General features: G+C 41.6%; 24 protein-coding genes and 1 rRNA gene. 16 read left to right on the plus strand and 9 right to left on the minus strand.

Annotated elements, in window-relative coordinates; all coding sequences use genetic code 11:
* Positions 1-4: 4 nt before the first annotated feature.
* Positions 5-116, plus strand: a 5S ribosomal RNA gene (gene rrf / locus EGN73_RS22145).
* A 57-nt stretch (positions 117-173) separates the two neighbouring features.
* Here the strand turns inward: rrf and EGN73_RS22150 are convergent.
* Positions 174-326, minus strand: coding sequence for a hypothetical protein (locus tag EGN73_RS22150; RefSeq protein ID WP_219294069.1), 153 nt, complete (start codon positions 324-326; stop codon positions 174-176).
* Between the two features lie 668 nt (positions 327-994).
* Here EGN73_RS22150 and EGN73_RS22155 point away from each other — a divergent pair.
* Genes EGN73_RS22155 through EGN73_RS22175 form a run of 5 tightly spaced genes read left to right on the plus strand, consistent with a single transcriptional unit; the run spans position 995 to position 5,206 of the window.
* Entirely contained in the window at positions 995-2,236 is a 1,242-nt protein-coding gene (locus EGN73_RS22155) for a dihydroorotase (protein ID WP_219294325.1), read from the plus strand.
* Positions 2,237-2,746: a DUF4199 domain-containing protein gene (locus tag EGN73_RS22160; protein ID WP_219294327.1), complete on the plus strand. Its 510-nt coding sequence runs from the start codon at positions 2,237-2,239 to the stop codon at positions 2,744-2,746.
* 4 nt (positions 2,747-2,750) lie between these two features.
* A complete protein-coding gene (locus tag EGN73_RS22165; protein ID WP_219294329.1) occupies positions 2,751-3,281 on the plus strand; it encodes a DUF4199 domain-containing protein in 531 nt (176 codons plus the stop codon).
* Positions 3,281-4,240, plus strand: a complete 960-nt coding sequence (locus EGN73_RS22170; RefSeq protein WP_219294331.1) for a glycosyltransferase family 2 protein — start codon at positions 3,281-3,283, stop codon at positions 4,238-4,240. The genes EGN73_RS22165 and EGN73_RS22170 overlap by 1 nt, the downstream gene beginning before the upstream one ends.
* A 3-nt stretch (positions 4,241-4,243) precedes the next feature.
* Entirely contained in the window at positions 4,244-5,206 is a 963-nt protein-coding gene (locus EGN73_RS22175; protein WP_219294333.1) for a glycosyltransferase, read from the plus strand.
* Here EGN73_RS22175 and EGN73_RS22180 read toward each other — a convergent pair.
* A complete protein-coding gene (locus EGN73_RS22180) occupies positions 5,196-5,969 on the minus strand; it encodes a class I SAM-dependent methyltransferase (protein ID WP_219294335.1) in 774 nt (257 codons plus the stop codon). The genes EGN73_RS22175 and EGN73_RS22180 overlap by 11 nt on opposite strands.
* 382 nt (positions 5,970-6,351) lie before the next feature.
* Here EGN73_RS22180 and EGN73_RS22185 point away from each other — a divergent pair, with 382 nt between their 5' ends.
* Genes EGN73_RS22185 through EGN73_RS22195 form a run of 3 tightly spaced genes read left to right on the plus strand, consistent with a single transcriptional unit; the run spans position 6,352 to position 10,464 of the window.
* Entirely contained in the window at positions 6,352-7,671 is a 1,320-nt protein-coding gene (locus EGN73_RS22185; RefSeq protein WP_219294337.1) for an efflux RND transporter periplasmic adaptor subunit, read from the plus strand.
* A 2-nt stretch (positions 7,672-7,673) separates the two neighbouring features.
* Complete coding sequence (locus EGN73_RS22190) at positions 7,674-8,993, plus strand: ABC transporter permease (RefSeq protein ID WP_219294339.1); 1,320 nt, start codon at positions 7,674-7,676, stop codon at positions 8,991-8,993.
* Positions 8,986-10,464 carry a TolC family protein gene (locus EGN73_RS22195; protein ID WP_219294341.1) on the plus strand — a complete coding sequence of 493 codons (1,479 nt, stop codon included), beginning with the start codon at positions 8,986-8,988 and terminating at the stop codon, positions 10,462-10,464. The genes EGN73_RS22190 and EGN73_RS22195 overlap by 8 nt, the downstream gene beginning before the upstream one ends.
* Positions 10,465-10,728: 264 nt before the next feature.
* Here EGN73_RS22195 and EGN73_RS22200 read toward each other — a convergent pair whose 3' ends face one another.
* The 7 genes from EGN73_RS22200 to EGN73_RS22230 form a co-directional block, all read right to left on the minus strand.
* Complete coding sequence (locus tag EGN73_RS22200) at positions 10,729-10,887, minus strand: type II toxin-antitoxin system antitoxin (RefSeq protein ID WP_219294343.1); 159 nt, start codon at positions 10,885-10,887, stop codon at positions 10,729-10,731.
* Entirely contained in the window at positions 10,877-11,077 is a 201-nt protein-coding gene (locus EGN73_RS22205) for a hypothetical protein (RefSeq protein ID WP_219294345.1), read from the minus strand. Before EGN73_RS22205 ends, EGN73_RS22200 begins: the two co-directional genes overlap by 11 nt.
* A gap of 2 nt (positions 11,078-11,079) precedes the next feature.
* Positions 11,080-11,571 carry a hypothetical protein gene (locus EGN73_RS22210; protein WP_219294347.1) on the minus strand — a complete coding sequence of 164 codons (492 nt, stop codon included), beginning with the start codon at positions 11,569-11,571 and terminating at the stop codon, positions 11,080-11,082.
* Positions 11,572-11,577: 6 nt separating this feature from the next.
* Positions 11,578-12,426 carry an SPFH domain-containing protein gene (locus EGN73_RS22215; protein WP_009035969.1) on the minus strand — a complete coding sequence of 283 codons (849 nt, stop codon included), beginning with the start codon at positions 12,424-12,426 and terminating at the stop codon, positions 11,578-11,580.
* Positions 12,427-12,894: 468 nt separating this feature from the next.
* Positions 12,895-14,196 carry a M23 family metallopeptidase gene (locus EGN73_RS22220; protein ID WP_219294349.1) on the minus strand — a complete coding sequence of 434 codons (1,302 nt, stop codon included), beginning with the start codon at positions 14,194-14,196 and terminating at the stop codon, positions 12,895-12,897.
* A 257-nt stretch (positions 14,197-14,453) separates the two neighbouring features.
* Positions 14,454-15,200 (minus strand): 3-oxoacyl-[acyl-carrier-protein] reductase, encoded by a 747-nt coding sequence (fabG, locus tag EGN73_RS22225; RefSeq protein WP_219294351.1) that lies wholly within the window; start codon positions 15,198-15,200, stop codon positions 14,454-14,456.
* Positions 15,201-15,314: 114 nt separating this feature from the next.
* On the minus strand, positions 15,315-15,710 hold the full coding sequence (locus EGN73_RS22230) for a GxxExxY protein (protein WP_246611705.1): 396 nt from the start codon (positions 15,708-15,710) through the stop codon (positions 15,315-15,317).
* Positions 15,711-15,878: 168 nt separating this feature from the next.
* On the opposite strand from EGN73_RS22230, the gene lpdA reads away from it, so the two are divergent.
* The 7 genes from lpdA to EGN73_RS22265 form a co-directional block, all read left to right on the plus strand.
* A complete protein-coding gene (gene lpdA, locus EGN73_RS22235; protein WP_009035965.1) occupies positions 15,879-17,279 on the plus strand; it encodes a dihydrolipoyl dehydrogenase in 1,401 nt (466 codons plus the stop codon).
* Between the two features lie 97 nt (positions 17,280-17,376).
* Complete coding sequence (locus EGN73_RS22240) at positions 17,377-17,910, plus strand: RNA polymerase sigma factor (protein ID WP_219294353.1); 534 nt, start codon at positions 17,377-17,379, stop codon at positions 17,908-17,910.
* Positions 17,910-18,740 carry an anti-sigma factor gene (locus tag EGN73_RS22245; protein ID WP_219294355.1) on the plus strand — a complete coding sequence of 277 codons (831 nt, stop codon included), beginning with the start codon at positions 17,910-17,912 and terminating at the stop codon, positions 18,738-18,740. Before EGN73_RS22240 ends, EGN73_RS22245 begins: the two co-directional genes overlap by 1 nt.
* 146 nt (positions 18,741-18,886) lie before the next feature.
* Positions 18,887-19,345, plus strand: a complete 459-nt coding sequence (locus tag EGN73_RS22250) for a DUF2721 domain-containing protein (protein ID WP_219294357.1) — start codon at positions 18,887-18,889, stop codon at positions 19,343-19,345.
* Positions 19,335-20,255, plus strand: coding sequence for a glycerophosphodiester phosphodiesterase family protein (locus EGN73_RS22255; protein WP_219294359.1), 921 nt, complete (start codon positions 19,335-19,337; stop codon positions 20,253-20,255). The genes EGN73_RS22250 and EGN73_RS22255 overlap by 11 nt, the downstream gene beginning before the upstream one ends.
* A gap of 149 nt (positions 20,256-20,404) precedes the next feature.
* The gene (locus tag EGN73_RS22260) at positions 20,405-21,421 is read left to right on the plus strand and encodes a threonine aldolase family protein (protein ID WP_219294361.1); all 1,017 of its coding nucleotides are present in this window, start codon (positions 20,405-20,407) and stop codon (positions 21,419-21,421) included.
* Between the two features lie 157 nt (positions 21,422-21,578).
* On the plus strand, positions 21,579-22,114 hold a 536-nt coding region (locus EGN73_RS22265; RefSeq protein ID WP_219294363.1), incomplete at its 3' end, for a transposase.

The raw sequence follows: 22,114 nt of genomic DNA on the forward strand, positions 1-22,114 counted from the left end.
AAGACATGGCGGCCTCGCGCAGGGGTTCCACCTCTTCCCATCCCGAACAGAGAAGTTAAGCCCTGCAGCGCCGATGGTACTGGGGTTACACCCGGGAGAGTAGGTCGCCGCCTCATTATTTATAGAGCCTTTCAGGAAACTGGGGGGCTTTTTTGTGTTTTAGGGGATGGGGGTTAATAGTACCAAGTATGAAGGATGAAGGATGAAGGATGAAGGAGCAGGTTTTGGGGTTTGGAGTACCGGGGGAAGGGTTGGATGCCCTGAACAGGATTGTTTTTGCCCACATCTTCCTGTCCAGGTCCGGTGTGGCGGATAAGCTCCACCATGACGGACAGGCCCTGCAGCGCCGATGGTACTGGTACGCCGCGGCGCACGGGAGAGTAGAGCCTGTCCCGAATGTCGGGATCGCCGCCCCATTATTATAGAGCCTTTCAGGAAACTGGGAGGCTTTTTTGTGTTTTAGGGGATGGGGGGTAATAGTACCAAGTACCAAGTATGAAGGATGAAGGATGAAGGAGCAGGTTTTGGGGGTTGGAGTACCGGGGGAAGGGTTGGATGCCCTGATCAGGACTGTTTTTGGTCCACCTCTTCCGGTTCCGCTCCGCCGCGGTAGAAAAGAAATACCAAGTACAAAGAACAAAGAAGAGAGGAGTAAGAATTAAGGTTTTCAGTACTGATGGAAGAAGCAGCTTCGGTACCCTAAAAGTGTCATGGCCTCCTTTGCTGGTAACCTCTCGATTGTGAACCACAGATCTCACAGATGTACACAGATAATGCTTCGCTTTTGATAAGGTTTGCTGTGTTGGCTTTTAGAAATATCCATTTAGTATCAGCCAATATCAATCAGTATCCATCTAATATCCATTGAATATCCTGAATAATGGATTTTGGCTAAACTCTATTTTATGCCGTATTTCCATAATATTTCTACCTTATTTCTATTGTATTTCCGTTTTATTGAATAATGTTGCAGTTTTGCACAAATCAAAAAGACATGTCTGTTTTACTTCGGTCCTTAAGGGTTATTGATTCGGGAAAAATCCACTCAGCTAGAAATTTTATCATAAAAGAAGGCAAAGTTCACTTTGTAAATGATGTAAAAGAAGGGAAATATGATGAGGTGATTGATTGTTCCTCATTTTTGGGTTCTAAAGGTTGGACTGATTTGAGGTGCAGCTCTGGAGAACCTGGAGAAGAATACAAAGAAACGCTTGATAGCCTTGGAGAGCTTTTGGCAGCAAGCGGATTTGCAAAAGCTGTGGTTTTACCTAATACTATTCCCGCTTTTCAAAATAAAAATGACATTCAATTCTTTAAAGCCAAGACCCAAAACTGGATTACTGAGCCTTTGATTCAGGCTGCTGTCACCAAAGATGCCCATGGAGAGGATTTTACGGATATGCTTGACTTGCACAGTCAAGGCGTGACAGTGTTTGGCGATGGGTTAAAGCCATTATCCAACCCGGATAGGTTGATGAAAGCCTTGCAATATTTGAAGAAGTTTCAAGGCGTTTTGTTTGATCATAGCTTTGAGCCTTTACTGGCACTTTTTGGACAGATGCATGAAGGGACCGTTTCTACCCGGATGGGTATGAAAGGTATACCAAATATTGCTGAGGATGTAGCTATTCAAAAAAATATTGAAGTTTTGACGTATACTGGAGGTAGAATGCACTTCCAGACCATCAGTAGCAAAGGAGCTGTTGACAAAATCCGAAAGGCCAAATCACTTGGCCTGAATGTTACGGCGGATGTTTCTTTGTATCAGTTGATTTTTTCAGAAGAAGATCTGACGTCTTTTGACTCGAATTATAAAGTGATGCCTCCTTTTAGGTCTCAAGAGGACAAAGATGCGCTGATGGAAGGGTTGAAAGACGGTACCATTGATGCTATCGTGTCCAACCACCAACCCCAGGATTTTGATGCCAAGTATATGGAATTTGATTTGGCTCAATTTGGAATGTTAGGTCTTCAGACTTTTCTTCCAGGACTCAATAGATTAAGTGAGGAATTGGGTTGGCCATTATTGATTTCTAAGATTACTGATGGGCCAGATTCAGTATTAGGAACTTCGGTGGAGGATCTCCAAAACCTTACCGTTTTTGATCCTCAGGAAGAATGGTTGTACGACAGGAACTCCAACCTGTCCTTATCTGCTAATCACCCATGGATGGGCCAAAAGCTAAAAGGGAAAGTGAAACTGGTATTCAATAAGGGCAAACTTGCTAAATTTTAAATGAAAAAATACTTTACCTACGCCACCAAAATCGGAGTTTTGGCGGGAATTCTGTCCTTGGCTGCCTTTTTTATTCTGGGGCTTCTTGGCAATGATCCTACATTGATGAGCATTGTTTTCAGCTTTGCCGTCACACCTTTCTTTATTGGGGCGACCCTTTATTTTATTAGAAAAAAAGTAAATCAAAACCACTTAAGCTTCGCGGAAGGGATGACAGTCGGCTTTGTTGTATATGTTTTAAACGCAGTTGTATCATTTGTTGGGATTCTTTTGGGGCTATTCGCCTGGCCTGAGCTCTTTGAGAGAATTAGAGAAAATAAAGTAGCCATAACTCTTGAAAAAAAGGATTTCACAATAGAGCAGTATGGTGAAGAAATCTTTGAAAAAACCCTTCAGAGTATTCAGGAATTAAATGTTTTTCAGATAGCCCTCAACGACTTTATCTGGAAAATTGTCTTTGGGCTGTTTTTTACAATCATTATTTCTATAATTTTAAGAAAAACAAACTGAAATCATGGAAGAAAAAACTACAGTAGGCGATGTAGCCAAAAAATGGGGTCTAATTTACGGACTCATAGGCTTGATTTACATTATTGTGTCCACAGTTTTTGATTTTGCGACGCAAGGAGTAGCCATGCAGGTCATTTCGTTTTTAGTAACATTGATACTGGCATTTACAGTGTATTTTTTGGCCTGCAAAGAATACAAAGATGACAATGAAGGGCTGATTTCCTTTGGAAGGGCTTTCGGGCTTATTGCGTTGATTGGTGTCATTGGTGGTGCTATCCGGGCAGTGGGGCTTTACCTGTATCTCAAATTTATAGACACCGATTACTTGGTACGGATACAGGAGGCTCAGGAAGAAATGAGAGAAAGGATGGGAGCGCCAGAAATAGATCCGGATCAGATTCCCGAGTTTATGAAGTTTTTCCAAACCACAGAGTTTATGGGAATCGCTACATTTATCAATGTAATGTTAGGAGTGCTTGTAATCGGCCTTATAGTAGCCGCAATTGTGCAGAAAAAAGAAGAATACACCTATTAATGATACAGATTTCGGTCATTATTCCCGTATTTAATGAGCAGGAATCCTTGCCAGAACTCCATAATTGGATCCAAAGGGTAATGGAAGAGAATGCTTTTTCTTATGAGATCATTTTTGTCAATGATGGGAGTACTGACCGTTCTTGGGAGGAAATCTGTAAGCTTTCAAAATTGAATCCGAGTGTGAAAGGAGTGAATTTTGTCAGAAATTATGGCAAATCAGCAGCCTTGGATATTGGTTTTGGTAAAGCCCAAGGTGAAGTCGTCATCACCATGGATGCGGATATGCAGGATAGCCCAGATGAAATTCCCCATCTTTATGAAATGGTAGTAATTGAAGGGTATGAAATCGTGTCAGGGTGGAAAAAGAAAAGGCATGACCCTATCACCAAGACGGTTCCCTCCAGGTTTTTCAACTGGGTGACAAGGATCATTTCCGGAATAAAGTTACACGATTTTAATTGTGGGCTCAAAGCATATCAAAATAAGGTTGTCAAAAATATTCACATATACGGAGAGATGCACCGTTACATTCCATTGATAGCCAAATGGAATGGTTTTTCAAATATTGGAGAAAAAGTGGTAGAGCATAGGGCCAGGAAATACGGTCAGACCAAATTTGGTATAGAGCGTTTTCTGAATGGATTTCTTGACCTGATCTCTGTCTCATTTGTAAATAGGTACAAAAAGAAACCAATGCACTTTTTTGGGTCATTGGGGACAGTATCCTTTTTGGCCGGCTTTATCATTACCTCATGGTTGATTTTTGAGAAAGTCTATGGCGTCTACAGAGGTTTTAGGGTCAGGGATATTACCGATCAGCCCTTGTTTTTCCTCGCATTGGTAGCCCTGATTGTCGGGGTTCAGCTATTTCTGACAGGATTTTTGGCAGAGATGATGACTTCCAATAATAGCCGGAAGGCAGATTACAATATAGATGAAGAGATCAACTTCCTTTAGTTGATGCAATTTTCCATTATCATACCGGTGTACAATAGGCCTCAGGAAGTCTCAGAACTTCTGCAAAGCCTCAAAGAACAAACCTATAAAAGGTTTGAAGTTTTGATAGTGGAAGATGGGTCTTCAGATACTTGTCGGGAAATTTGTGAGCAGATGGTAGATCAATTGAACATCAGCTATTTTTTTATAGAAAATGTGGGTCAAGGATTCGCTAGGAATTTTGGCATTGATCAGGCGAAAGGAGATTATTTTGTCTTCTTCGACTCTGACTGTATCATTCCATTTAATTACCTGGACTTGCTTTCCGCTGCGATTTTGGAGCGTAATCTGGATGCTCATGGGGGACCGGATGCGGCGGAAACAGGTTTTTCCGATGCCCAAAAAGCCATGGACTTTGCCATGACATCTTTCCTGACTACTGGGGGGATTAGGGGTAAATTGAAGGATCCTTCAAAATTCCAGGCCAGAGGATTCAATATGGGTTTTTCGAAAAGGGTCTACCAGAAAATCGGAGGTTTTGTGGATCCAAATCAAGCAGAGGATATAGAAATCAGTATCCGGATTAAAAAGGCAGGTTTTAAACTGGAGCTGGTTCGGGAGGCTTTTGTATATCACAAAAGAAAAAATACTTTCTGGAGCTTTATCAGGCAGGGTTATTCATTTGGAAGAAATAGGGTGAATGTATCCAGGTTTCACCCTGAGGCCATCAAACCTGTTCATCTATTGCCACTGGGATTTGGAATGTTTTTACTTTCCTTGCCGGTAGTATTATTGATCGATGTCAGGGTTTTTCAGCTTCAGTTGCTTTTATTGGGATTATGGAGTTTGGCCATTTTGGTTTCTTCGGGACTTAAGTTCAAAAGTCCCAAAACCGCAGTATTATCTCTCATTTTTTCTTTTGGTCAGCTCTTGGCCTACGGGACAGGCTTAGCTTCGGAGTTGATGAGAAAATGGGTCAGGGGCTGACAGAGCCTTTTCTGCAGAGGAAAATAATTTCATTTTCTGGGAGTGCGTGCTTTTCAACTAGGTTGTCGGGCAGTGTCTTAACGAATAGGTTCTCTGTCACATTAAGCCCTGATTTACTCAGTCTTTGGGCATAGTCTTTTCCGTATTTTCTCACATGGTCCCTTTGGCCAAAGCGTCTTTCCTTTTCTGCAGGTTCGGTAATGGATTTGTCTTCCAGAGTTTTTTCAAGGTCGTATACCGGGGATTGGATGATTCCCCAGCCCTCAGGTTTGAGGACACGATTGATCTCTTTACATGCCAGTAGGTCATCCTCTACGTGCTCCATGACATGATTGCAAAATACCACATCAAAGCTTTCAGCTTCAAAGGGAATATCATGTACATCCATTTTTACTTTGGCAAGTGGGGATTCCAAATCCGCAGTGATATACTCCAGGTTAGGCAGCTTTTCCATTCTGTCTATAAAACAGATTTCGGGAGCGATATGTAAAACCCTGAGTTTTTTCGTGAAAAATTCGGTTTCTTTTTGGAGGAATAACCACATCAATCGGTGTCTTTCCAGTGACAGACAGTTAGGACAAAGGGCATTTTCGCGGGCTTTTCTTCCATAGGGAAGAAATTTCCTGAAATTACTTCCACAGACATTGCAGGATACCTTGTTTCCTTTATAAAAAATTGCCAATACCCTCAGGAATAAGTGGGAGACCAATTGAAGGTACTTTCTGGGGATATACCTGATGACAAAACTTATGATTGTTTTCATGCCTGCTTGATTTTGCGCTCAAAGGTAACAATATCTTTTTTTTCGGCTCTTTAAGAATTTTCCGAAATGGGTAAAAGGAAATATGATTATCCGCTTTCTTACCAGTAGAACCTAAATAATTGGACAAACCTATGATTTCTAGCTAATCCCGATAAACCGGGACAAGTTATCAATAAGTATCCAATATCTATTAGTATCGGATTGATCTTGGCACTTATTTAAATTGGTTAGTGGTAAAATTGCGGATATAGATAATAAAGATTTTCTTTCAAGATAAACTACGGGATAATTATGTCAATGGCTTTATAAAATGCCAATTGGACTAATCCCCAATTTGATTTGGAGTAATTTTGAGGGAAACCTATTTGAGCCGATAATGGAAATGAGAAAACGAAACATATATATAGGGATTACTGTATTTTTTTTGACTATTCTGGCCTACTTTCTTTTTAGACCCGATTCAGCAAATGAAGGCAACGAAATCCTCGCAGAGGTGAAATCTGGGAAGTTTAAAGTGGAAATAAGTACTTCCGGAGAATTGCAGGCATTAAATTCAGTGCAGGTTTTAGGTCCTACAGAAGCCAGGAGGTTTAGAGTGGGGAATTTTACCATTGAAGAGATGGTAGACGAAGGGACCGTTGTAAAAAAGGGGGATGTTGTTGCAGTGCTGGATAGGACAGAGCTGTTTGGCAGATTGGAAGACAAGCGGCTGGATCTGGAACAGACCCTAGCGCTTTTTGAGCAAACCCAACTGGACACCTCCTTAGTGTTGAGACAGGAAAGAGATAATATTCTTAATCTTCAATATGACGTGGAAGAAAGAGAGCTGGTGTTAGAGCAATCCCAATACGAACCTCCTGCCATCATCAAGCAAAATGAAAACAGTGTAGAAAGGGCAAAAAGGGATTTGCAGCAAGCTAAAGACAGGTACAGGATCAAGCTGATGCAGGAAAGAGCCAGGATGGTGGAAGTGTCTGCCAAGCTAAAGGATGTACAAACTGAAGTGAACCAAATAGAGGAGGTCTTGGAGAAATTTACAGTGACAGCTCCCCAAAATGGGATGGTCATCTATGTCTGGGGCCGTGGTGGAAAAATCAAAGAAGGGTCTCAGGTTTCTTCATGGAATCCAGTAGTAGCGACGCTGCCGGATCTTACTCACATGCAAAGCATCACTTATATCAATGAAGTTGATATTCGAAAAGTAGAAGCAGGACAGCGGGTTGAGCTGGGGCTAGATGCATTTCCGGAGAAAAAGCTTACCGGAAAAGTCACTAAAGTGGCCAATGTAGGGCAGCAAAGGCCCAATTCCGATGCCAAGGTTTTTGAGGTTACGATAGTAGTCAATGAATCAGATCCCCTCTTAAGGCCTGCGATGACAACGAGCAACACCATAGTGGCAGAAGAAATTGAAGAAGCTACTTTTATTCCCTTAGAAGCGCTCTATACGGAAAATGACAGCATCAATTATGTCCATTTGAAATCCGGTAAAAAACAGGAAGTCAAATTGGGATTGTCCAATTCAAATTATGTGATAGTGGAATCAGGACTTCAGGTGGGGCAGCAGGTCTATTTATCCACACCTAATTGGTCGGAAAATGTAGCAGTCAACTTGTTGGATGAGCTAAACGGTAAGAGAAACCCAGAGCTACAGGATATTTCCGCAGATGCTGAAAATCTTACTCAGATCGAAACGGAGTACTGAGCATGATTACAGACAATAAAACCCGCTTGTTAGCCAATTTTCACATTGCATTGGAAGCTGTTATTGCAAACAAGCTAAGGTCATTGCTTACGGCTTTAGGGATCATTTTCGGCGTAGCAGCAGTAATTGCGATGTTGGCAATCGGTAATGGTGCCCAGCAGGAAATTTTAGAGCAGATCAAGCTTGTAGGAGTAAACAATATCGTCATAGAACCGGTGTCTGAGCAAAGGGAGGAAAACCTGGAAGATGATGCAGATGTAGAAGAGGAAAGAGGGAAATTCTCACCAGGTCTAAGACTTCTTGATGTAGAGGCCATACAAGAGGCTGTACCAGGGATTCTCAATATTAGTCCTGAGATTGAAGTAGAAACTTATTTGGTCAATGCAGGAATCCGTAGATCTGCAAAATTGGTTGGAGTGACTCCAGCTTATTTTGATGTGTTGGATTTCAGATTGGCAGAGGGGAGCATGTTTACCGAAAAGCACATGACCAATGGAGACCCTGTATGTATTATTGGCCGATCGGTAGTAAGTAAATTTTTTTCAAAAGAAAATCCCATTGGAAAAAGGATCAAAAGCGGCAATCAATGGTTGGAGATCATTGGAGTAATGGAGGAGCGATATGTGTCTGAGCAAAGTATTTCCAAACTTGGGATCAGAGACTTCAATATGGATGTATATATTCCCATTCAGACCATGCTTGTAAGATTCAAAAACAGGGATTTATTGGTGCCTTCAAATTTAAGACAAGAGGAAAGAGCTTCCTCCAATTACCATCAGATTGATAAGTTGACAATTCAAGTTTCCGAAAGTGAAGCGCTGACACCTACTGCGGAGGTGATTTCCAAGCTTTTGGAGCGGCGACACTTTAATGTAGTGGATTTTGAAATCACCATTCCAGAGTTGTTGCTTAAGCAGCAACAGAGGACCCAGAATATTTTCAATATTGTATTGGGAGCCATTGCTGGGATTTCACTTTTGGTCGGAGGGATAGGAATTATGAATATCATGTTGGCCTCGGTATTGGAAAGAATAAAAGAAATAGGCCTAAGGCTTTCGTTAGGAGCAAAAAAATCCGATATTGTCAATCAGTTTCTTTTCGAATCCATAATGATCAGTGTTTCCGGAGGAATTATAGGTGTTATTTTGGGGATAGTTTTAGCACTTTTAGTAGCTGAATTTGGGGACTTTCCCACCGTGGTAACCCTTCCTTCTATTGTGCTCTCATTTGGAGTAGCTGCTACCGTAGGATTGATTTTCGGAATAGCTCCTGCTCGAAAAGCAGCTAGTCAAGACCCAATAACATCTTTAAGGTATGAATAAAATTTTGATTGCTGGGCTTATTTTGCTGGTGCTATTGGTGCCTAAGCCCTCTTTTTCTCAAGAAAGTCTTTCCTTTACATTAGATGAAATCGTCCAAAGGGCCAAGAGCCGCTCTCCTGCTGCCCTGAGGGCAGAGACCAGGCGGGAAAACCGCTATTGGAATTACCGCTTTTTTAGATCCAATTACAATCCCCAACTCAGGCTCGGGGGTACTGTACCCGGTTTTTCGCAGTCAGTCAATACCGTAATCCAACCAGATGGTAGTGTAGGTTTCCGCGAAGTCCGGCAAAATCTGATGGACTTGGAGCTTGGTATGGAACAAACCATAGCTGCCACAGGGGGGAACATTTCGATCAACTCTTCCACCAATAGGTTTGACAATTTCCTGGCACCACAGGGCATTCCACAGACCCAATGGTCCGGTGTGCCAATCAACGTGAGGTTGAGCCAGCCCATTTTTGCATTCAATCCCCTGAAATGGGACAAAAAAATTGAGCCATTGGTCTATGAGGAAAGTAAGCGTGAGTTTGTAGAGGAAATGGAGCAGATCAGTCAGACAGTGACCCAGCTTTTCTTTGATTTTCTTATTTCCCAAGTCAACTTTGAAATAGCCTCTAAAAACCTGACCAATACCCAAGAGATCCTCAAAATAGAACAGGGCAGGTACAATATAGGGACCACTTATGAAGACAAACTGTTGCAGGTGGAGCTTCAAGTGTTGCAGGCCAAGCAGGATCTTGCCCAAGCCAGGTTGGACCTTGAGGCTAATTCTCTCAGGTTAAAGTCCTATGTAGGCCTTAATGAAACAGCAGTCATCAGCTTGGTACCGCCAAGGGAAGTTCCGGACTTCTCTGTCAATGTGGAACAAGCCATAGATTTTGCCTTTCAGAACAGAGCGGAGGCGCTGGGCTTTGACAGAAGAATCCTCGAAGCAGAATCCGGCGTGGCACAAGCCAGGGGGCAACGGTTCAATATGTTTTTGAATGCAAGTTATGGATTGAACAATGCTGCCTTAAACTGGCAGGACATATACTTTGACCCCAATAGACAGACCTTGGTCAATTTATCTTTCTTAGTTCCCATATTGGATTGGGGCCGTAACAAAGCCCGAATGGGGCAGGCTGAGGCCAACAAAAAGCTAGTAGAATATACCGTAGAGCAGGATGTGATCAATTTTGAGCAGGAGATATTCACGAAAGTCAAAAATTTCAGCATGCTCAAGGAAAGGCTTGATATCACCAAAATGTCTGATGAGGTAGCGGATAAACGTTATGATATTTCCCTGAGAAGGTACCAGAATGGCAATGTGACCATTACAGATCTCAACATCGCCCAACAGGAAAAGGACCAGAACAGAAGGGCTTATATACAGTCTTTGAGGGACTTTTGGACTGCCTATTATGAGTTGAGGCAACTCACCCTGTATGATTTTCAGTCAGGACAACTTTTGTATACGCCGGATGTTGAATAGAGAGAAACAAGAAACAAGAAACAAGAGACAAGAAACAAGAGACAAGAGACAAGAAACAAGAGGCTAGAAAAATAGAAGGTAGGTATGATATCCAAAAAGGCATCGTAAATCGTTCCTCGTAAATCATAAATTGTTTTCAAACAAGGCTCAAGGAAATTAGAGTAAAGGCATGGGAAATAGTGAGCCTCGTAAATCGTCTTTTGAAATTCGTAATTCCTGAAGAAGTGAGAGATTAGAATTTAGATTCAAGTCTTTTGGAAGGTTTTATTCTTTTTCCTTAAGCCTGCCTGCTTTTTTCAAAGCCTCATGAATGATCCATTCGATCTGCCCATTGGTACTGCGGAATTCGTCAGCAGCCCATTTTTCAACGGCTTTCATCATTTTTTCGTCAAGACGAAGGGCAAATGGTTTTTTAGCGGGCATTGTACGCTGATTTTAATTCTTCAAACTGTTTGATGGCGCTACGCGTTTCTTCCGGTTTTTGTGTCCCGATCAGAAATTTTTTATCCTTCAAAGTGACTTTCAGGCCCTGATTTCCGGCTACATTATATCCCCACATAGTGAAGTTATATCGGATTCCCCAAACTCCAAATTTGAATACGTAGTTGCCCATAATTAGCTGTCAATTGAGGTTTGGACTTTCCATTCACTAAGCAGTTCTTCTGCAAGTACCGGGTCTTTTAGGCTAAAGGCATATTTTCTTTTTGAAGTTTGGATCTCCAAAATATAGTCTGCCATGAAAATATATGCCCTGAACTTTCTTCCCATCCGAAGACCTATTCCACCATACTCAAACATACCATCGGTCTTTTTAATTTTTGCTTCAAGGATTTGATCAGCGCTGAATTTTTTCCAGCCATTTAGAAAAGGCGAATTTCGAAATGCCAAACCATACCTGTCCAATCTCAATTCAAGTTTGATATTCATGATTAACATAAAACCGGCTGTCATGATAACTGCAATAACAGCAACTGCAATCGGCCCATCATCACCCAGGTGACCGGTTTGCCAAAGGACCAACATTAGAATCAGGGTTGGCATTTCCAGCATCAGGATGGCATACATCAGCCAGGTGCCTCTGAAAGTATGTGTTTCATTGACTACCATATTGATCTATTGATTAAGCGTACCCACATTCAGTACCGGACTCGCGGAACGATCTGAGCAAAGTACCACCATCAGGTTGCTGACCATAGCGGCTTTCTTTTCCTCTTCAAAATCAATGATACCCTTAAGTTTGAGGTCTTCCAAGGCCATTTCCACCATGCCGACAGCGCCGTCGACGATTTTTCTCCTGGCTGCCACGATCGCTGTAGCCTGTTGTCTTTGAAGCATGGCTGAGGCGATTTCTGAAGCATAAGCCAAGTGCGAGATCCTGGCCTCAATTACTTTTATACCCGCATGTCTGAGTCGGTCTATGATTTCCTCTTCAAGAGAGTGATTGACTTCCTCTACCCCCGATCTAAGGGTGATCTCCGCATCTTCAGCCTCAAAATCATCATAAGGGTACTTTCCCGCCATTTTTCTTACAGCTGCATCAGTCTGTAAATGCACGAAATTTTCATAATCATTGACATCAAATGTAGCCTTGAAGGTGTCCTCTACCTGCCAGACCACAATGGTACCTACCATGACCGGATTGCCGATTTTGTCATTGACTTTCAGTGGCTTGTTTTCAAAGTTCCTGACCCTCAGTGAAATTTTAGTTTTGGTCATAAAAGGATTGACCCAAAAGAAACCATTGGCTTTGACGGTGCCTTTGTAGGCTCCAAAGAGAATCAGAACCATAGCCTTGTTGGGCTGTAGAGTGAAAAATCCCGGAAGTACTAAAATAAACAGTACGGTAAGTACTATGCCTAGCCAAGTAATGTCATTGGCAAACGAGAAAATTATGGCCGGAATCAAGGCTATCGCCACAGAAACCATCAAATAGCCTGAAATGGGTTTTACAAGTTTTTCCATATTGTAATGATATTAAAATGATATCATTACAATATACTATATTGAGTTTAATAAAGTTGTTCTTTTGGAGAATTATTTTTTAGCATCCGATGGATTTTATTTGAATAAACCTAATGGGGAATCTATCACGGAGGATGAATACGAGTTTTACAAGATTGATTTGTCTAAAGTAAAAAATAGAAATTAGAGAGATTTTAGAGGGCTTTTTTCTTTATGTGTAGACCCTCATTTTGATAATCTTAAATCAAAGAGGCTGTCTCATAATTCAATGCTTTAAAAAATTACTAAAATTTTATTTGGTTTGTTATCAGTGAAACTTTGTGTCTTTGAGCCTTCGTGGTATTTTTAGCCACAAAGCCACAAAGCCACAAAGCCACTAAGTCACAAAGGAATTGACTCTTAAGCAGAATTTTGTTTGGTTAATAAATCTGAAGATCAATTTATGAGACAGCCTCTAAGGTTTAGATTTTAAAAAGTCCAATAAAGCTTTCCCAATTCAGTTCTTAATAACTTCGCATCCTTAAATTTCCCGATAACTTCCAGGTCACTTTCCGCGATTGTAGAAGCCTCAAAAATATTTCTTTCATTATAATCCTCGCTAACCATTAGTCCTTGGGTTTCCCTTAATTTTTGGACAGGGGATAGGTCATTTGTGATCAGATTTTCAAAAACATATCCTTGACTGCCATCAGGTAGCCTAACCCTGAACCAATCGTTGTGTTTTCCTTCCAGCAGCAAAACTTCGTTTTGGGAAAGTTTGCCAGAAATGGCTGCATTGGTATTCGGGAACTGCCTTATATTGGCTGTACCAACGTTTACCCGAGCAATTCGGCCTAGATAGGTTGAATCAGAAAGGGTATGGGAAGCCTGCATAGAGGCAGTTTCAAAAAAAGGATATGGATCTACTGCCCCCCTTCTGTAAATCCCAAAATGTAGATGAGGAGGAGTGGTAATGGCATTTCCCGTATTTCCAACTGTCCCAAGTGTATCTCCCGTTTTCACGGCTTGGCCCATTCGGACCAGTTGGGTGTCTAGATGGGCATAATAGTAAGAATAACCATCATGGCTGACACTTACGGTTTTTCCTCCAAGGTTATTGACTCCTACGCGGCTCACCCTGCCCGGACTGACAGATACTACCGGTGTTCCTCTCGGTGCGAATACATCTACCCCTTCATGCCTTCGTCTTCCACCGTCTCTGGGATCCCCAAAAAAAGAGGCAATGGAACGGTGATTTTTACCCTCTACAGGAAAGGCCAGGGAAGGGTTTTGGAGAATTCTGACCTCGACAATTCCTCCCCGAAAGAGTTCTGGCTGTATCCTCAGACCCATTCGGCCTGAGTTTTTGACCCTCTGTTCGATCCTATTGGTGTCTTTGGCAAATTTCAGATGCTTGCGTTCTGAATTTTCTATTTCATACAAGTCAAGAAAAAATTTTGCGTCAGGTTGAGACACAGGGTTGATTTCAGCCGTGATCAATTGTCCCTCCTGAGTGTCAAATTCAAAGTAAACAGCCTGTGGTCTGGATTTCTCAAACTGGGTGATTTCTTGGTAAGGCAAATTGATCGTAATAGGTTTGGAAATCGCTTCCTTCTCTGCTGCAATCCAATCCCTCACCATGGCGGAATTTTCAAACTCAGTAGATTGTAAAAAGTTTCTATATTGCTCATAAGGATTGCTTGGGCCAACAATCCTCTGGATATTAGTCCCATTACAAGCTAATAGAGCCCATCCTAAAAAACCAATTATGCCTATTGTTCTGATGTTCATACAGGTACATAAGGCAAATACCGTGCACTTAGGTAAACCTTTTGGGTTTTTGATACCCCAAAGATTCTTTTAAAATATCAAACCTTCGAGGTCTTTAAGACCTCAAAGGTTTTTAAGGGTTGGGTTTTCAAGTGTTTATAACTTCTCTAATCTTCAATCTAAATTTCGAATTTCGAATATCGAACTCCGAATAATGATGTAGTGCTCCCCCTAAATCTTAAATCTACAATCTAAAATCTTAAATCTAAATCCCTAAATCAAGTAAGCATCGCTCCATCCACCTGGATCACCTGGCCAGAGATATAAGAACTCATATCTGAACCTAAGAACACACAGGTATTGGCAACTTCTTCGGGCTGTCCGCCACGCTTCATAGGGATGGCATCTCTCCAGCCCTGAACTGTTTTTTCATCCAAAACTCCAGTCATTTCAGTCTCGATAAATCCTGGGGCCACGGCATTGGCGCGGATATTTCTGGAACCCAACTCAAGGGCAACGGATTTGGTGAAGCCAATGATTCCGGATTTGGATGCGGCATAGTTGGCCTGACCGGCATTTCCCTTGATTCCTACCACAGAAGTGATGTTGATAATGGATCCAGCTTTGGCCTTCATCATGGTACGTGTAGCGGCTTTCACTGTGTTGAAGCAGGATTTGAGGTTGATCCCAATCACTTCATCCCAGGCTTCTTCTGTCATTCTCATGAGGAGATTATCGCGGGTGATACCTGCATTGTTGATCAGAATGTCCAAGGCACCGAATTCAGAAACTACGGCATTGACCAGATCTTCGGCAGCTTTGAAATCAGATGCATCTGAGCGAAAACCCTTTGCTTTGATGCCGAAAGCAGCAAGTTCCTGCTCCAGAGCCTGTCCTTTTTCTACACTTGAAAGGTAAGTGAAGGCTACATTGGCTCCTTCCTGTGCATATTTGATAGCAATGGCTCTTCCTATTCCTTTAGATGCTCCCGTGATCAGAGCTGTTTTTCCGCTTAATAATCCCATGTTGTATTATTTTGGTTGGTGTTTGTTAAAGTGTCAAAAATAAATATTTTTCACGCAAAGACGCGAAGAAGCAAAGAATTATAAGGTTCAGAAATAAATGATTTCACTTGATTTTCACTCTTCCAGGCCATTTACAATCCTTTTAAAACCATATTTGATCAGTTTTTCATTGAAATTAATTAATAGTCCCAGTTTGATATCAGTAAGTTTTAAATAGGTGTTTACCTGCTTAAAATGGTTGGGATGGAGTGCTTCCACAGCTTTGATTTCTATTAAAACTTTGTCTTCAACAATTAGATCAGCTTTAAAGCCTTGCTCAAAGATGAGATCGTCCCAATAGACTTTGATTTCCTTCTGCCGTACTACATGAAGTCCTTTTTTTACAAGTTCATGAGCTAAAATATTCTCATAAACAATTTCATAGAGACCAGGACCGAGGGTGTAATGTATGTGATAGGCAGAATCAAAAATTTCTTTAGCGATATCATTTTCGGTCATTGATTTCAACATCTTTTATGCAATTGAGATGACTTTAAGTAATAAGCTAATTTAAATAATTTTTTCTTTGCGTCCTTGCGAGAACTTTCTTTAAGCCCAAAAGCAATTCCCCTTCAATTTTTTACTCTCCCCAAAAACCTTATTTTTGCATAGCTTATTTGAAAATTAAAACCAAAGAATATGTCTTCGACTAAATATGATGTTATTGTTTTAGGTTCAGGCCCGGGAGGGTACGTTGCAGCCATCCGTGCTTCTCAGCTGGGGCTCAAGACGGCCATAGTGGAAGCGGCTGAGTTAGGCGGGATCTGCCTTAACTGGGGCTGTATCCCGACCAAAGCACTTATCAAAAGTGCCCAGGTTTTTGAATATATCAACCATGCTTCTGATTATGGAATAAAGGTAAAAGATGCCGAAGTCGATTTTGGCGGTATGATCAAAAGAAGCCGAGATGTGGCTGCCGGAATGTCCAAAGGCATTCAGTTTTTGATGAAAAAGAATAAGATTGAAGTCATCACAGGATGGGGCAAGGTGAAGGCCGGTAAAAAAGTGGAAGTTGAGGACAAAGATGGTAAGAAGACCACTTATGGCGCAGACCATATCATCATTGCTACCGGAGGTAGAGCCCGAGAGCTCCCAGCTTTGAAAATTGACAACGAAAAGATAGTCGGTTACAGAAAAGCCATGACTTTGGATAAAAAACCGGAGAAAATGGTAGTGGTAGGTTCAGGAGCCATCGGCGTGGAATTCGCCTATGTGTACAGCTCTATCGGTGTGGAAGTGACCATAGTGGAGTTTATGGACAGAATCGTCCCTAATGAGGATGAAGAAGTTTCCAAGGCTTTGGAAAAGATCTACAAAAAGGCAGGCATGAAGATCATGACCAGTACAGAAGTAACCGCCGTGGATACCAAAGGAAAGGGTTGCAAGGTCACTGTCAAGGATAAAAAAGGAGCAGAGTCCACTATTGATTGTGATATTGTACTTTCTGCTGTTGGGGTAGTTTCCAATGTAGAGAATATCGGTTTGGAGGATGTAGGGATCCTTGTGGATAAAGGCAAAATCAAAGTTGACGAGTATTATAAAACCAACATGCCAGGTTATTATGCCATTGGTGATGTGACTACAGGGCCTGCATTGGCACACGTGGCTTCTGCGGAGGGTATAATTTGTGTAGAAAAAATAGCAGGCCATCACCCTGAGCCATTGGATTACAACAATATTCCGGGATGTACTTATTGTGTGCCTGAAATTTCTTCCGTTGGTTATACTGAAGCCAAGGCCAAAGAAGCTGGATATGAAATTAAAGTGGGCAAGTTTCCTTTCTCAGCTTCCGGAAAAGCATCAGCTGCCGGCGCAAAGGATGGTTTTGTTAAATTGATCTTTGATGCCAAATATGGAGAATTGTTAGGAGCTCACATGATAGGTGCAAATGTGACTGAAATGATTGCTGAGATTGTGGCTATCAGAAAATTAGAGACTACTGGAATGGAATTGGTTAAAACGGTTCACCCGCACCCAACCATGTCCGAAGCAGTGATGGAAGCGGCCGCCGCAGCATATGATGAAGTAATTCACTTATAATTCTAAAAATTTATTTATATTCGAAACACAAGGTGAAACAATTGACCTTGTGTTTTTCTTTTTATAGGAAATTTTGATTTCCGTAAAAAACGATACATTGGAAGAAAAAGAGCTTGTTTCAGGACTTCGTGCAAAGGACAGAAAGACCGTGGAGTATTTATATGAAAAATACTCACGCGCACTTTTTACGGTGATCGGTAGGATAATTACTGACCCGGATATCGCGGAAGAGGTATTTCATGATTCCTTTATCAAAATCACCCGCAGGATAGACAGTTATGATGAATCCAAAGGGCGATTATATACCTGGATGGCCAACATTTGCCGTAATGCAGCCATTGATAAGACCAGGTCTAAAGAATTTTCACAGGGCAGTAAGACCAATACCATAGATGATTTCGTATATGGATTGGAAAGCGAATCTGGTACCGCTGAATTAGTTGATGGGATTGGTGTTAAAGAACTTCTTCTCAATTTAAACACGGAACAAAGGTTTGTGGTAGAATGCATCTATTTCAAAGGTTACACCCACTCTGAAATAGCTGAAGAATTTGATATTCCCTTGGGGACAGTCAAATCAAGGATCCGTGCAGCCCTTAATTTATTGAAAAAGAATTTAGAAAAAATCTAGTGGATATTAAAGCATACATATCGACAGGAAAGCTGGAACTCTTTGTTTTAGGAGAGTTGAGCGAACGGGAGAGAGAGGAAGTTATCCGATTGGCCAATGAATATCCTGAAATCCGGGCCGAACTGGATCAGATTGAAGAAACGTTCTTCGAATTTGATGATAAGACAGGAAAAGCTCCTTCAGCCAAAGTGAAAACCAAAATCTTCGATTCTCTCGAAAGTGATTTTGCCGAGGCAGAAAAACCTTCAGGCCAACTAAAGCCCGAAACCAAGCCTGCTGCCAAAGGAGTAGCCATGACTCCATGGAAATCGTACTTCGCAGCAGCTTGTGTCACAACTGTGATTGCTACCATAGCAGCGATATTTTTTGCAGTGCAGTATAAGGATGTTGACAACAGGTTTACTGCCTTGCTTCAAGAGCAATCACAACTAGCAGAAGAGTTGGATCAGTATAAGGTCAATTTTGAAGAAACAGATGCCCAACTTGAAGCATTGCTTGCAGGAAATTATGAAAGAATTCCTATGAAGGGTGAGCCTTTTGAAATTCAAAAAGATGCCAGAATAGATGTGTGGTGGGATCAGGATGCTGCATCAGTATTCATTTCCGTGAATAGACTGTCTGATTTGGACGAAAATCAGGATTATCAGTTATGGGCAATCGGTGACGATGGTCCAGTGGGCATAGGTTTGATCAATGCAGAAAGAAAATATAGCCTTCAACAAATGCAAGCAGTAGCAGCAGCAGGTGCTTTTGCTGTGACCATTGAGCCAAAAGGAGGTTCGGAAAGCCCTACATTGGAGAATCTGGTGGTAATAGGGAATGTAGGGTAAATAATATTCAAAAAAATTAATAATCCCAAACGGTATCAAAACCAGTTTGGGATTTTTTTTGAAAAAAAATCTAAGTGTGTAGCCGGTATAGGGCTTGTTCCAAAATTGATTTATTAATTTACCAATTGAATAAATACCTGTTTAAAATGGAACTCCAACTCTCCACACCAGCATTGCTTTTTTCAGCCATCACCTTGATGATGTTGGCATTTACGAATAGGTTTTTGGCTACTGCCAGCTTGATCAGGGGATTGCACAAAAAGTACCTGGAAAATCCCGATGAAAAAATCATTATAGGACAGATCCACAACCTCAAAAGGCGACTCAGCATGATCAAATACATGCAGCTCTGCGGCGTGCTGAGTTTTTTGCTTTGTGTCATCTGTATGTACTTGATTTTTATAGAAGCCCAGCAAGCTGCCAATTATGTATTTATAGGGAGCATGTTCACACTTTTGGTTTCATTGGCCATTTCTTTTGTGGAAATTATGGTCTCCAACAAAGCACTGAATCTGGAAATACAGGACATGGAAGACCTGTTTCAGTCCAGGTCAGCAGGGCTTGATTTCTGGTTCAAAAAAGATAAGAATGTTGATGAAAAATAAATTTTTACTGCTTACAGTTTTATTTGCCGCACTGGCCTTTATTTCTTGTAAGAAGCAGTTTGAAAAGCTCTATATAATTCAGGTAAATAGTCTTTCCGAAATGGAAGACTTTTATACCTGGTCTCCAGACAGAATTCCCATGGTCTCCGCCCATAGAGGAGGTCCTTATCCTGGTTTTCCGGAAAACTGTATAGCGACTTTTGAAAATACCCTGAAACACACAGCTTCCATTCTTGAGTTTGATGTGGCACTGACTAAAGACTCTGTGATGGTGCTGATGCACGACAATACCTTAGACAGGACCACAAATGGCTCTGGCAAAGTGATTGACAAAACCTATGAAGAAATCAGGGCTTTGAGGCTTAAAGATAACGAAGGCAAGCTGACAGGTTTCACCATTCCTACGCTGAAAGAAGTTTTGGAATGGGGCAGAGGGAAGACGCTTTTTACAGTGGATGTGAAGCGTGAAGTGCCTTTCGAAATGGTCGTGGATGCGATCAAGAAAGCGCAGGCAGAGCCTTTTGCCGCGGTGATTACCTACAGCGTAGAAGCGGCTAAGGAAGTGTATGCCCTTCACCCTGACTTGATGTTGTCTGTGACGATCAGAAATGAAGAGGAATTACAAAGATTTGAAGATTCAGGAATTCCAGTAGAAAAATGGATTGCTTTTACTGGTACCTCTGAAAGACCACAGGAATTCAATCAAATGCTTCACGAAAGAGGGGTTTTCACTATTCTTGGTGTCTTGGGCAACTTAGACCGTAGTGCCATCGCCCGGGGTGATCATATTTATGCTGAATTTGTAAAAAACGGTGCCGACATCTTGGCTACCGACAGACCGATTGAGGCTGCTGAAGTGATTAAGGGATTGGTGCCAGAGGAGAGTTCGAAAATGAAATATTTTCATTAAAGAGACAAGAAACAAGAAACAAGAAACAAGAGACAAGAGACAAGAATATAGACAAAGGAGAGAATAAAGACAGAAGCGAGAAACGAGAGCTTAGATTCGCATACTCTTGATTCTTGGTTCTTAATTCTTGATTCTATTAAAAAATAGTTATGATTATAGATTTAAGAAGCGATACCCTAACCAAGCCTACCCCGGCCATGCTTCAAGCCATGTGGGCTGCGGAAATTGGGGATGATGTATTTGGGGAAGATCCTACAGTGAATGCACTGGAACAAAAGCTGGCGGACATGTTTGGTATGGAGGCTGGCTTGTTTTGCCCATCTGGTACCATGACCAATCAGATTGCCATCCGCTTGCATACTGGGTTGCAGACGGAGGTGATTTGCCATAAATATTCACATATCTACCTCTACGAGGGTGGCGGCATCATGTCCAATTCCCATGCTTCGGTTAAGTTGCTTGATGGTCCTTACGGCAAAATAAGTCCTCAGGATATTCTAGATGCCATCAATCCAGATGATGTGCATGCACCTGAGACGACATTGGTTTCTCTGGAGAATACCATGAACAAAGGTGGGGGAAGTATCTACACACTGGATGAAATCAAGCCCATCAAAGCGATCTGTGAACAGTATGGCTTAAAGTTGCATTTGGATGGTGCCAGACTTTTCAATGCTTTGGTAGAATCTGGTGAAAGTCCCAAAGAATGGGGAGCAATGTTTGATACGATTTCTATTTGTTTGAGCAAGGGATTGGGCTGTCCGGTAGGTTCTGTGCTTTTGGGAACCAAAGCTGACATCAAGCGTGCAAGAAAAGTTAGAAAAGCTTTTGGTGGAGGTATGCGTCAGGCTGGATTTTTGGCTGCTGCAGCCATCTATGGATTGGACCATCATGTGGTGCGGCTGAAAGAAGACCATGCAAGAGCAAGAAAACTCGGTGAAATGCTGGAACAACATCCATTGGTATCCGAGGTTTTTCCAGTCTTGACCAATATTGTGATAGCAAGGCTATCAGGAATCACCCCAGCAGAAATGCTATCAAAATTAGAGGCCCAGGGAATCAAAGCCGTCAAATTTGGCAAGGATCAGATTCGTTTTGTGACACATTTGGATTTTGATGATGAGATGATGGGAATTTTTGGGGAGAGGTTACAGGATATTTCATAGATACTTAGGGCTTCTTGCTCAATTCTTAACTGACTGATATTCAATTAAATAATTAACAAAAACATAACACAAAAACCCCGAAATCGGCTGTTTTAAGCTTTTTTCGGGGTTTTCTTTTTTGTATTTTAAGGTTGCAGAATAAAATACATCTGAAGATATGGCACAACTTTCTCTTTTCAAAAATTTCGAAGGATATTCTCCAAAATATAACTTTTTCAAGAATTCATTGTTGGGCAGAATCCACGACAGCATTCCCTGGGACGAACTTATCGACTGTCTTCCGGACGAACGGGTGGGCAGGGGTGCACCAAGCTGGTTTGGTGCAAAGGGTATGTTTGCACTCATGTTTTTGAAGGCCTACTTTAATATCAGTGACAGGCAATTGCTGGAGCGTTTCAATACGGATTGGTCACTTCAGTATTTCTGCGGCAAAGTACTTGCCGAAGACCAGCAGATAAAAGACATGACGATCATGACCCGTATAAGGGCATATATAGAAAGCCACTGTGATTGGGAAAAGCTTCAGGAGATCCTGATCAACCACTGGAAATATGATGTCAGCAACAGCCATGTTCTGCTGATGGATGCCACCTGCTATGAATCTTATATTCGTTTCCCAACCGATGTAAAACTTCTTTGGGAGTGCTGTGAATGGGTTTTTGAGAGTCAGTTATTCAGTATTTGTTCAGAATA

Origin of the sequence: Arthrospiribacter ruber (assembly GCF_019343195.1) — a bacterium.
Classification (GTDB): domain Bacteria; phylum Bacteroidota; class Bacteroidia; order Cytophagales; family Cyclobacteriaceae; genus Arthrospiribacter; species Arthrospiribacter ruber.

Bases quoted from the DNA above. Each gene is read 5' to 3' on its own strand.
- EGN73_RS22165 (WP_219294329.1), top strand. From the start codon at position 2,751: ATGGAAGAAAAAACTACAGTAGGCGATGTAGCCAAAAAATGGGGTCTA.
- EGN73_RS22150 (WP_219294069.1), bottom strand. From the start codon at position 326: ATGGTGGAGCTTATCCGCCACACCGGACCTGGACAGGAAGATGTGGGC.
- EGN73_RS22205 (WP_219294345.1), bottom strand. From the start codon at position 11,077: ATGGGCAACTACGTATTCAAATTTGGAGTTTGGGGAATCCGATATAAC.
- EGN73_RS22180 (WP_219294335.1), bottom strand. From the start codon at position 5,969: ATGAAAACAATCATAAGTTTTGTCATCAGGTATATCCCCAGAAAGTAC.
- EGN73_RS22215 (WP_009035969.1), bottom strand. From the start codon at position 12,426: ATGGAAAAACTTGTAAAACCCATTTCAGGCTATTTGATGGTTTCTGTG.
- EGN73_RS22185 (WP_219294337.1), top strand. From the start codon at position 6,352: ATGAGAAAACGAAACATATATATAGGGATTACTGTATTTTTTTTGACT.
- lpdA (WP_009035965.1), top strand. From the start codon at position 15,879: ATGTCTTCGACTAAATATGATGTTATTGTTTTAGGTTCAGGCCCGGGA.
- EGN73_RS22195 (WP_219294341.1), top strand. From the start codon at position 8,986: ATGAATAAAATTTTGATTGCTGGGCTTATTTTGCTGGTGCTATTGGTG.
- EGN73_RS22230 (WP_246611705.1), bottom strand. From the start codon at position 15,710: ATGTTGAAATCAATGACCGAAAATGATATCGCTAAAGAAATTTTTGAT.
- EGN73_RS22175 (WP_219294333.1), top strand. From the start codon at position 4,244: ATGCAATTTTCCATTATCATACCGGTGTACAATAGGCCTCAGGAAGTC.
- EGN73_RS22200 (WP_219294343.1), bottom strand. From the start codon at position 10,887: ATGCCCGCTAAAAAACCATTTGCCCTTCGTCTTGACGAAAAAATGATG.
- EGN73_RS22210 (WP_219294347.1), bottom strand. From the start codon at position 11,571: ATGGTAGTCAATGAAACACATACTTTCAGAGGCACCTGGCTGATGTAT.
- EGN73_RS22250 (WP_219294357.1), top strand. From the start codon at position 18,887: ATGGAACTCCAACTCTCCACACCAGCATTGCTTTTTTCAGCCATCACC.
- EGN73_RS22260 (WP_219294361.1), top strand. From the start codon at position 20,405: ATGATTATAGATTTAAGAAGCGATACCCTAACCAAGCCTACCCCGGCC.
- fabG (WP_219294351.1), bottom strand. From the start codon at position 15,200: ATGGGATTATTAAGCGGAAAAACAGCTCTGATCACGGGAGCATCTAAA.
- EGN73_RS22160 (WP_219294327.1), top strand. From the start codon at position 2,237: ATGAAAAAATACTTTACCTACGCCACCAAAATCGGAGTTTTGGCGGGA.
- EGN73_RS22190 (WP_219294339.1), top strand. From the start codon at position 7,674: ATGATTACAGACAATAAAACCCGCTTGTTAGCCAATTTTCACATTGCA.
- EGN73_RS22155 (WP_219294325.1), top strand. From the start codon at position 995: ATGTCTGTTTTACTTCGGTCCTTAAGGGTTATTGATTCGGGAAAAATC.
- EGN73_RS22255 (WP_219294359.1), top strand. From the start codon at position 19,335: ATGAAAAATAAATTTTTACTGCTTACAGTTTTATTTGCCGCACTGGCC.
- EGN73_RS22220 (WP_219294349.1), bottom strand. From the start codon at position 14,196: ATGAACATCAGAACAATAGGCATAATTGGTTTTTTAGGATGGGCTCTA.
- EGN73_RS22170 (WP_219294331.1), top strand. From the start codon at position 3,281: ATGATACAGATTTCGGTCATTATTCCCGTATTTAATGAGCAGGAATCC.